Here is a 9,914-nt window from a genome sequence, read left to right as displayed (position 1 = left end):
GTTGATAGGCCGGATATGGAAGCACGGTAACGTGTGGAGTTGACCGGTACTAATAGGCCGAGGGCTTGTCCTCAGTTGCTCGCGTCCACTGTGTTGGTTCTGAAACCACGAACAACCAAAGTGCCGGTTGTCAGTTTCATAGTGTTTCGGTGGTTATAGCGTAGGGGAAACGCCCGGTTACATTCCGAACCCGGAAGCTAAGCCTTACAGCGCCGATGGTACTGCAGGGGGGACCCTGTGGGAGAGTAGGACGCCGCCGAACAATCATTGAAAGGGTTGGACCTGGAACTTCGGTTCCGGGTCCAACCCTTTTTTGTTGCCCGTCACTTGAAGTTCACGTTGCGCTACCAGCATTCACAGCATGGGTACTGCTGCAATGCTCAGGGCCGCTGGCGTCGGACTCGGTGACGAGGTCGTCGTGCCGGCCTTCGGGAACGTCGAAGTGGCCGAGGCCGTGACCATGGCCGGGGCGCTGCCGGTGTTCGCCGACATCGACCCCGCCACCTACTGCCTCGACGCCGCTGCCGTGGAAGCGGCCGTCACGCCGCGCACCGCCGCCGTGGTGGCCGTACACCGCTTCGGCCGGCTCGCCGACATCGCGCGGCTGCACGCCGTGGGGCAGCGACATGGGCTGCTGGTGCTGGAGCAAGGGGAGTCCGAGGCGCCGTACGACGAGATAGCCCAGCGCAGGGAGCGGGCGGCTTATCTCGATGCCAAGTTGAGGGGTGTGCGGACACCGGACGACGGTGACGGGCACACCTATCAGCAGTACGTCGTACGGGTTCCGGGCAATGGGCGGCCGGACCGGGACGCCTTCGCGCGGGCTGTGCGGGCCAAGGGAGTTGCCTGCCGGGTGCCGGTGAAGACGCCCGTGCACCGGCTGCCCGAATTCCGCCGCTGTGTTTCGCTTCCGGAGACCGAGCGGGCCTCCGACGAGACGCTCGCGCTGCCCGTGGACGCGGCACTGACGAAGCGGGACATGCAGCGGATCGTGTCCGCGTGTAATGCCCTCGGAGGGCTTCTCCAGCCGGCCTTCTGACGCGGTTGGGAGCACGGGCCTGTTCAGGGTATGATCTATTCCGTTGCCGCGGGGGAGACCTCGCAAGTAACAGGCCCCTATAGCTCAGTCGGTAGAGCGTCTCCATGGTAAGGAGAAGGTCAACGGTTCGATTCCGTTTGGGGGCTCCACCAGAAAAGGCCCCACCCTCACGGGTGGGGCCTTTCGCGTTCCCCTAGTCCTGCTGCAGGCCCGGGACACGCATCGCCAGGATCGCCATGTCGTCCGAAGGGGCGTCCGACGCGAAGCGTTCCACCGCGCGCATGATGCGCGCCGCGACCGCGCCGGCCGTCAGGCCCGTGCAGGTCGTGAGGACGTCGGCGAGGCCGTCGTCGCCCAGCATGCGGGCGCCCTCGCGGCGTTCGGTGACGCCGTCCGTGACGCACAGGAGGACATCGCCCGGGTCGAGGGTGACGGTCTGCTCGTAGAGCTCCAGGTCCTCGATGACGCCGAGCAACGGCTGGGGTTCCGCGGCCGGTTCGACCGTGCCGTCCTGACGCAGGCGCAGCGGGAGGGGGTGGCCGGCGCAGACCACCTTCAGCTCCGCGCTGCCGTCCGCCTGCGGGCGCATCTCCCCGTACAGGAGGGTGAGGAAGCGGCTGCGGGCGCCTTCGTCGAGGATCGCGGAGTTGAGACGCTCCAGGACCATCGGGCCGCTGAGGCCCTCGCGGGCCAGGAGGCGCAGGGCGTGGCGGGCCAGGCCGGTGACCGCTGCCGCGTTCGGACCCGTGCCGCAGACGTCGCCGATGGCGAAGCCGTAGGCACCGTCGCGGATGGGGAAGAGGTCGTAGAAGTCGCCGCCGACCTCGTTGCCCTCGCCGGCCGCGCGGTAGATGACCTCCACCTCGACGCCGTCGATCAGCGGCAGCTCCGGGGGCAGGAGGCTGCGCTGCAGGGACTGGCTGATCGCTGTGCGCTCCGAGTAGAGGCGGGCGTTGTCCAGGGCCAGGGCGGCCCGGCGGGAGAGGTCCTCGGCGAGTTCCAGGATCTCCTGGCGGAAGTGCTCGTCGGTCGGCTTGCCCAGGGTGAGCATGCCGATGACACGGTTGCGGGCGACCAGCGGGAGGACCACGGTCTCACCGCCGACGGCGGAGGCGGTGGCGAGGGTCGGGCCGATGCCGGGGGTGACCTGGCGGGTCGGTCCGCCGCTGAGGCCGAGGCTGCGCATGGAACTGCGCAGGGCCGCCTGGTGGGCCATCTCGGCGGGGGCCGTCCAGACGCGGGCGCCGGGGGTGGGGACCGGGTCGGGCGGGGGAACCTTCGACAGCAGGTACTTGATGCCGTCGATGAGTTCCTCGTCCTCGTGCAGGACGTAGGAGAGGTAGGGCTCGGAGGCCTGGTCGGCGATGGTGTAGACGGCGCACCACGTGGCGAGCGTCGGGACCGTCATCTGGGCCATGAGGGCCAGGGTCTGGTCGCGGTCCAGGGTGCCGGCCAGCAGGTCGGAGGCCTCGACGAGGAAGCTGAGGGAGCCGCGGCGCAGGCGTTCCAGTTCGCCCAGGCGGGCCGATTCGACGGCGAGGGCGATGCGGTCGGCGGCGAACTGGAGGCGCAGGGCCTCCTCGTTGGTGTATCTGGCGGGGGCTTCGGCGGCGACGCCGAGGGAGCCGGTGAGGCGGCCCTCGACCTTCAGCGGGACCGTGACGACCGAGCGCATGCCCGTGCCGTTCAGCAGTGGCACGGCGCCGGGAACGGCGGTCAGGTCGTCGTGGACGGCGGGCATGCGGGCCGAGCCGTAGCGGCCGGGGCCGGCTTCCACGGGGACCCGGGCGAAGCGCTGGCGGGCGGAGGGGAGGCCGGTCGAGGCGCGGACCTCCAGTTCCGTCTCGTCGTCGGTGGCGAGCAGGAGGAACGCGGAGTCGCCGTCGAGCATGTCGCGGGCGCGTTCCACCGTGCGCTGGAGGAGGCCGTCGAGGTCGTCCGGGGCGGGGGAGCCGATGAAGACCTCGAAGGGATCGGTGCTCTGGCCCTCTGAGCCGGTCGAGCTGTCGGCGGGCACGCGCTGGGGCGTCTGCAGAACTGCCCGTTCGTGGTCCCGTACCAGGAGGCACACGGTTGACGGTTCGCCGCCGGTGTCGCGGACGCGCAGGTGGGAGGCGTACACGGGGGTGACCCGGCCGGTGGCCGCGCGGATGCCGTAGCTGCCTTCCCAGCGGGACAGGCGGAGGGCTTCCGCGATGCCGGTGCTGGTGCCCGGGGTGTGCGGCCAGGCCGCGAGGTCGGTCAGGGGCTTGCCGGTGACCTGCTCGGCCGGGTAGCCGAAGAGTTCCTCGGCGTCCTCGTTCCAGGCGGTGATGTGGCCGGTGCGGTCGATCTGGATGACGGCCACGCGGACCCGGCCGTCGGCGAGGGGGAGGAGATCGGCGGGGAGGGCCGGGCCGGCCGTGCGGGTGCCCACCACGCGTGCGGGCAGGTCCAGTTGGAACCAGACGGTCTTGTGGGTGGGGGTGTATTCGACGCCCCAGCGGCCGGCGAGGGCCGCGCACAGCTGGAGGCCGCGGCCGCCCTCACGGTCCGGGCTGCCCATGTTGATGGCCGTGCCCTGGAGGGGGATCTCGCGTTCGGGGTAGTGGTCGGCCACCTCGATGCGTGCGCCGTCGTCGCTGCGCAGGCACAGCACGTCGGCCGAGGTGCCGGCGTGGACCACGGCGTTGGTCACCAGTTCGCTGGTGAGAACGACGGCGTCGTCGACGATGTCGGCGAAGCCCCAGCCCTGGAGGGTGTCGCGAACGAAGGAGCGGGCGCTCGCGACAGATCGCCCGACGGGCTCGAAACTGGCGGCCGCGCGCGCGGTGATCACAGAACTCCTCGACCGGTTCTCGACGTGCTGGGCTGCGGGGCCGACCGGCTCGCGCCGCTGTTGCGGCAGGCCGCCCGTCGGCCGGGGGTCCGGGGGCTGTCCCCCCGGGATCAGTCCGGTGGTCATGTGTGCGGCCGCCCCTCCGATGCCCGCTCGTCTTCGTGCCACCGCCCAGGCCGGACGGACCGGCGCGGCTGGACAGCCGGATGCAAGGTTACTTACCTTCGCGGTCCATGCGGATGCCGGTCTGCAGTGTTTCCGTCCGGAGGGTGTGCGGACGATGTGCGAAGCTGCCGAACTGTTATGGCCTGGTTCGGCCGGGGTGAAACACTGGGCAAGCTTCTGGTGAAGGTCAGGGCAGGCTGTGTGCCCGATGCCGCCCGTGGGCAGCAGCCCCCTGGAAACGGGCTGGTGTGCAGGGCGGAGAATACGCAGTAGTAACCGGTACGGCGAGCGTGGTACCGGAACACAGCAGTGACGGTCGACCCCTGCGGGAGGGACACAGTGGAGTCTGGCGCAGCGACGCGTGGCAAGAAGGCGCGCGCGAAAGGCGGACAGTCCCCGATCAATCAGGGCAGGGCGCGCAGCGGTACGACCGAGGTGGACACGGCGTCCCTGAACCGGCTGATGGCGGCCCTGGTGTCGATGCGGGACGGGAACTTCCGCAAGCGGCTCACGGTGTCCGGGGACGGCGTGATGGCCGAGATCGCGGCGGTCTTCAACGAGGTGGCCGACCGCAACCTGCATCTGACGGGTGAGCTGTCGCGGGTGCGGCGGATGGTGGGCCGCGAGGGCAAGCTCACCGAGCGGCTGGAGACGGGTGCCTGCGAGGGCTCCTGGGCGACGGCGATCGACAACTCGAACGCCCTGGTGGACGACCTGGTACGGCCGGTTTCCGAGGTGGGCCGGGTGCTGTCCGCGGTGGCGGAGGGTGATCTGTCGCCGCGGATGGAGCTGCGGACGCAGGTGCCGGACGGGAACAGCCAGCCGCTGCGGGGCGAGTTCCTGAAGGTCGGGCGGACCGTCAACAACCTGGTCGACCAGCTGTCGACGTTCACCGACGAGGTCACGCGAGTGGCCAGTGAGGTGGGCACCGAGGGCAAGCTGGGCGGGCAGGCTCGGGTGCGGGGCATGTCGGGTTCGTGGCGGGACCTGACGGACTCCGTCAACACGATGGCGTACCGGCTGACGGCCCAGGTGAGGGACATCGCGCTGGTGACGACGGCGGTCGCCAAGGGCGATCTGTCGCGCAAGGTCACGGTGCAGGTGGCCGGCGAGATGCTGGAGCTGAAGAACACCGTCAACACGATGGTGGACCAGCTCTCGGCGTTCTCCTCCGAGGTGACCCGGGTGGCCCGTGAGGTGGGCACCGAGGGCGCGCTGGGCGGCCAGGCGCAGGTGCCGGGGGTCGACGGCGTGTGGAAGGAACTCACCGATTCGGTGAACACCATGGCCGGGAACCTCACGGCCCAGGTGCGCGGGATCGCGGAAGTGACGACGGCGGTCGCCAACGGTGATCTGTCGCGCAAGGTGACCGTGCCGGCGCGCGGTGAGGTCGCGCAGCTCGCCGACACGATCAACCAGATGACCGAGACGCTGCGGATCTTCGCGGACGAGGTCACGCGCGTGGCCAACGAGGTCGGGGCCGAGGGGCAGCTCGGCGGTCAGGCGAACGTGCCGGGTGCGGCGGGGACGTGGAAGGACCTCACCGATTCGGTGAACACGGTCTTCCGGAACCTGACCACTCAGGTGAGGGACATCGCCGCGGTGACGACGGCGGTGGCCAATGGTGACCTGTCGCAGAAGGTCACGGTCGACGTGGCCGGCGAGATGCTGGAGCTGAAGAACACCGTCAACACGATGGTCGACCAGCTGTCCGCGTTCGGTGCCGAAGTGACGCGTGTGGCGCGGGAGATCGGTGTCGAGGGCGAGCTGGGCGGTCAGGCGCAGGTGCCGGGCGCGGCGGGGACGTGGAAGGACCTGACGGACTCCGTCAACACGGCGTTCCGGAACCTCACCGGTCAGGTGAGGAACATCGCCCAGGTGACGACGGCGGTGGCCAACGGCGACCTCTCGCAGAAGGTCACCGTGGACGTCTCCGGCGAGATGCTCAAGCTGAAGAACACCGTGAACACGATGGTGGACCAGCTGTCGAGCTTCGCCGACCAGGTGACGCGGATGGCTCGGGACGTGGGCACGGAGGGCCGTCTGGGCGGTCAGGCACGGGTCGACGGCGTGTCGGGCACGTGGAAGGAGCTCACCGACTCCGTCAACTCGATGGCCGGGAACCTCACTTCCCAGGTGCGCAATATCGCGCAGGTGACGACGGCGGTGGCCCGGGGTGACCTGTCGCAGAAGATCGACGTGGACGCGCGCGGGGAGATCCTGGAGCTGAAGAACACCATCAACACGATGGTCGACCAGCTCTCGGCCTTCGCCGACCAGGTGACCCGGGTCGCGCGTGAGGTCGGCACGGACGGCCGGCTGGGCGGTCAGGCGCAGGTGCCCGGCGTGGCCGGTGTGTGGCGTGACCTGACGGACTCCGTGAACGGCATGGCGTCCAACCTCACCGGCCAGGTGCGCAACATCGCGCAGGTGGCCACGGCGGTGGCCCGGGGTGACCTGTCGCAGAAGATCACCGTGGACGCCCGCGGCGAGATCCTGGAGCTGAAGAACACCCTGAACACGATGGTGGATCAGCTGTCGTCGTTCGCCGAAGAGGTCACGCGTGTGGCCCGTGAGGTGGGTACCGAGGGCATCCTGGGCGGTCAGGCCGAGGTGCAGGGTGTCTCCGGCACCTGGAAGGACCTCACCCAGTCCGTGAACGGCATGGCGAACAACCTGACCATCCAGGTGCGCAACATCGCCGAGGTCACGACCGCGGTGGCCCGGGGTGATCTGTCGAAGAAGATCACCGTCGACGCCAAGGGCGAGATCCTCGAACTGGTCACGACCGTCAACACGATGGTGGACCAGCTGTCCTCCTTCGCCGAGCAGGTGACCCGGGTGGCCCGTGAGGTGGGCACCGAGGGCATCCTGGGCGGCCAGGCGCACGTGCCGGGTGTCACGGGCATCTGGAAGGACCTGAGCGACAACGTCAACCTGATGGCCAAGAACCTCACCACTCAGGTGCGGAACATCTCCCAGGTCTCGGCGGCGGTCGCCAGCGGTGACCTGACGCGGCAGGTCACCATCGAGGCGCGCGGTGAGGTCGCGCAGCTCGCCGACACCATCAACACGATGGTGAAGACGCTGAGTTCGTTCGCCGAGCAGGTCACCAAGGTGGCCCGTGAGGTGGGCACGGACGGCATCCTGGGCGGCCAGGCGCACGTACCCGGTGTGGCCGGTACGTGGAAGGACCTCACCGAGTCCGTGAACCAGATGGCGTCGAACCTGACCGGTCAGGTGCGCAACATCGCCATGGTGACCACGGCCATCGCCAAGGGTGACCTGACCAAGAAGATCGACATCGACGCGCGCGGCGAGATCCTGGAGCTGAAGACGACCATCAACACGATGGTCGACCAGCTGTCCTCCTTCGCCGAGGAGGTCACCCGGGTCGCCCGCGAGGTGGGCACGGAAGGGCAGCTCGGCGGCCAGGCACGCGTGCGTGACGTCGACGGCACCTGGCGGGACCTGACCGAGTCGGTGAACGAGATGGCCGGGAACCTGACCCGGCAGGTGCGTGCCATCGCACGCGTGGCGACCGCGGTGACCCGCGGCGATCTGAACCTGAAGATCGACGTGGACGCGTCCGGGGAGATCCAGGAGCTCCAGGACTACATCAACAAGATGATCGCCAACCTGCGCGACACCACGATCGCCAACAAGGAGCAGGACTGGCTCAAGGGCAACCTGGCGAGGATCTCGGCGCTGATGCAGGGCCGCCGGGACCTGGAGGACGTGGCCTCGCTGATCATGAGCGAGCTGACGCCGGTGGTGTCCGCGCAGCACGGCGCGTTCTTCGTGGCGATGCCGCTCGTCGACGGCGAGGACATGAACGCCGCGGACGAGGACCAGTACGAGCTGCGCATGCTCGGTTCGTACGGCTACTCGATGGGCTCCATGCCGACGTCGTTCCAGCCGGGTGAGGCGCTGGTCGGGACGGCCGCCGAGGAGAAGCGCACGATCCTGGTGGAGAACGCGCCGAGCGGCTATCTGAAGATCTCCTCGGGGCTCGGTGAGGCGCCGCCCGCACAGGTGATCGTGCTGCCGGTGCTGTTCGAGGGCAGCGTGCTCGGAGTCATCGAGCTGGCGTCCTTCACGCCGTTCACGCAGATCCAGAAGGACTTCCTCAACCAGATCGCCGAGATGATCGCGACGAGCGTCAACACCATCTCCGTCAACACCAAGACCGAGCTGCTGCTGGCACAGTCGCAGGAGCTGACCGAGCAACTGCGCGAGCGCTCGGCCGAGTTGGAGCAGCGGCAGAAGGCGCTCCAGGCGTCCAACGCCGAACTGGAGGAGAAGGCCGAGCTGCTGGCCCAGCAGAACCGCGACATCGAGGTGAAGAACACCGAGATCGAGGAGGCGCGGCAGGTCCTGGAGGAGCGCGCCGAGCAACTCGCGGTGTCGATGCGCTACAAGAGCGAGTTCCTGGCGAACATGTCGCACGAGCTGCGTACGCCGCTGAACTCGCTGCTGATCCTGGCCAAGCTGCTCGCCGACAACGCCGAGGGGAACCTCTCCCCGAAGCAGGTCGAGTTCGCCGAGACGATCCACGGGGCCGGTTCCGACCTGCTCCAGCTCATCAACGACATCCTCGACCTGTCGAAGGTCGAGGCGGGCAAGATGGACGTCTCCCCGACGCGGATCGCGCTGGTCCAGCTCGTGGACTACGTGGAGGCCACCTTCCGGCCGCTGACCGCGGAGAAGGGCCTGGACCTGTCGGTGCGGGTCTCGCCGGAGCTGCCCGCGACGTTGCACACCGACGAGCAGCGGCTGCTGCAGGTGCTGCGCAACCTGCTGTCGAACGCGGTGAAGTTCACCGACTCCGGGTCGGTGGAGCTGGTCATCAGGCCGGCGCGGGACGACGTCCCGCAGAAGATCCGGGAGCAGCTGCTGGAGACCGGGTCACTGACCGATCCGGACGCCGAGCTGATCGCGTTCTCCGTGACCGACACCGGGATCGGGATCGCGTCCAGCAAGATGCGGGTGATCTTCGAGGCGTTCAAGCAGGCCGACGGCACCACCAGCCGCAAGTACGGAGGTACGGGCCTGGGGTTGTCGATCTCGCGGGAGATCGCCCAGTTGCTCGGCGGTGAGATCTACGCGCAGAGCGAGCCCGGGCGTGGCTCGACGTTCACGCTGTACCTGCCGCTGCACCCCAGCGAACTGCCGCCGCAGGGCTACCAGCAGCAGTTGCCCGCCCTGGAGGCCGGTGACCTGGTGGCGTCGACGTCCGAGCTGTCGGACGTGGAGGTCGAGACGCCGGCCGAGGTGACCTCGTACCGCGAGACGCAGAACGGGCCGGCCGCCTTGTTCCGGCGGCGTCGCAGGATGCCGGAGCTGCCGCCGCGCCCCGCGCAGCTGGATCAGTGGACGCCGCCCGAGCAGGAGCGCCCGGCATCGAAGCCGAACCGCGGCATCCGGTTCGGCGGCCAGAAGGTCCTGATCGTCGACGACGACATCCGCAACGTCTTCGCCCTGACCAGTGTCCTGGAGCAGCACGGCCTGTCCGTGCTGTACGCGGAGAACGGCCGTGAGGGCATCGAGGTCCTGGAGCAGCACGACGACGTGGCGGTCGTGCTGATGGACATCATGATGCCGGAGATGGACGGGTACGCGACGACCACCGCGATCCGCAGGATGCCGCAGTTCGCAGGGCTGCCGATCATCGCGCTGACCGCGAAGGCGATGAAGGGCGACCGGGAGAAGGCGATCGAGTCGGGCGCTTCCGACTACGTGACGAAGCCGGTCGACCCCGATCATCTGCTGGCGGTGATGGATCAGTGGATGCGAGGGGAATGAGGGGAACGTTGGGCAGTTGCGCGACCATGACGGGAAGGTTCGGTGTTCACGCGGAGTTGCCGACTCGGTGTGCGCATAGTCGTGTAG

The 9,914-nt window shown here is 68.8% G+C and carries 3 protein-coding genes, 1 tRNA gene and 1 rRNA gene; 4 read left to right on the top strand and 1 reads right to left on the bottom strand.

The window, feature by feature from the left end; all coding sequences use genetic code 11:
• Window positions 1–145: 145 nt before the first annotated feature.
• The 3 genes from rrf (at window position 146) to ACFY9E_RS07475 (ending at window position 1,188) form a co-directional block, all read left to right on the top strand.
• Window positions 146–262, top strand: a 5S ribosomal RNA gene (rrf, locus tag ACFY9E_RS07485).
• A 114-nt stretch (window positions 263–376) separates the two neighbouring features.
• Window positions 377–1,039, top strand: coding sequence for a DegT/DnrJ/EryC1/StrS family aminotransferase (locus tag ACFY9E_RS07480; RefSeq protein ID WP_390980333.1), 663 nt, complete (start codon window positions 377–379; stop codon window positions 1,037–1,039).
• 73 nt (window positions 1,040–1,112) lie between these two features.
• Window positions 1,113–1,188 (top strand) — tRNA-Thr (locus ACFY9E_RS07475).
• Between the two features lie 44 nt (window positions 1,189–1,232).
• On the opposite strand, the gene ACFY9E_RS07470 is transcribed toward ACFY9E_RS07475, so the two are convergent.
• The gene (locus ACFY9E_RS07470) at window positions 1,233–3,983 is read right to left on the bottom strand and encodes a SpoIIE family protein phosphatase (protein WP_390980210.1); all 2,751 of its coding nucleotides are present in this window, start codon (window positions 3,981–3,983) and stop codon (window positions 1,233–1,235) included.
• 378 nt (window positions 3,984–4,361) lie between these two features.
• On the opposite strand from ACFY9E_RS07470, the gene ACFY9E_RS07465 reads away from it, so the two are divergent.
• Window positions 4,362–9,827, top strand: a complete 5,466-nt coding sequence (locus ACFY9E_RS07465; protein WP_390980208.1) for a HAMP domain-containing protein — start codon at window positions 4,362–4,364, stop codon at window positions 9,825–9,827.
• Window positions 9,828–9,914 lie beyond the last annotated feature (87 nt).

This window comes from Streptomyces sp. NPDC012466 (genome assembly GCF_042955215.1).
Classification (GTDB): Bacteria; Actinomycetota; Actinomycetes; order Streptomycetales; family Streptomycetaceae; genus Streptomyces.
Note: the sequence above shows the minus strand (reverse complement) of the source record. Positions and strands in the feature narration are given on the sequence as shown.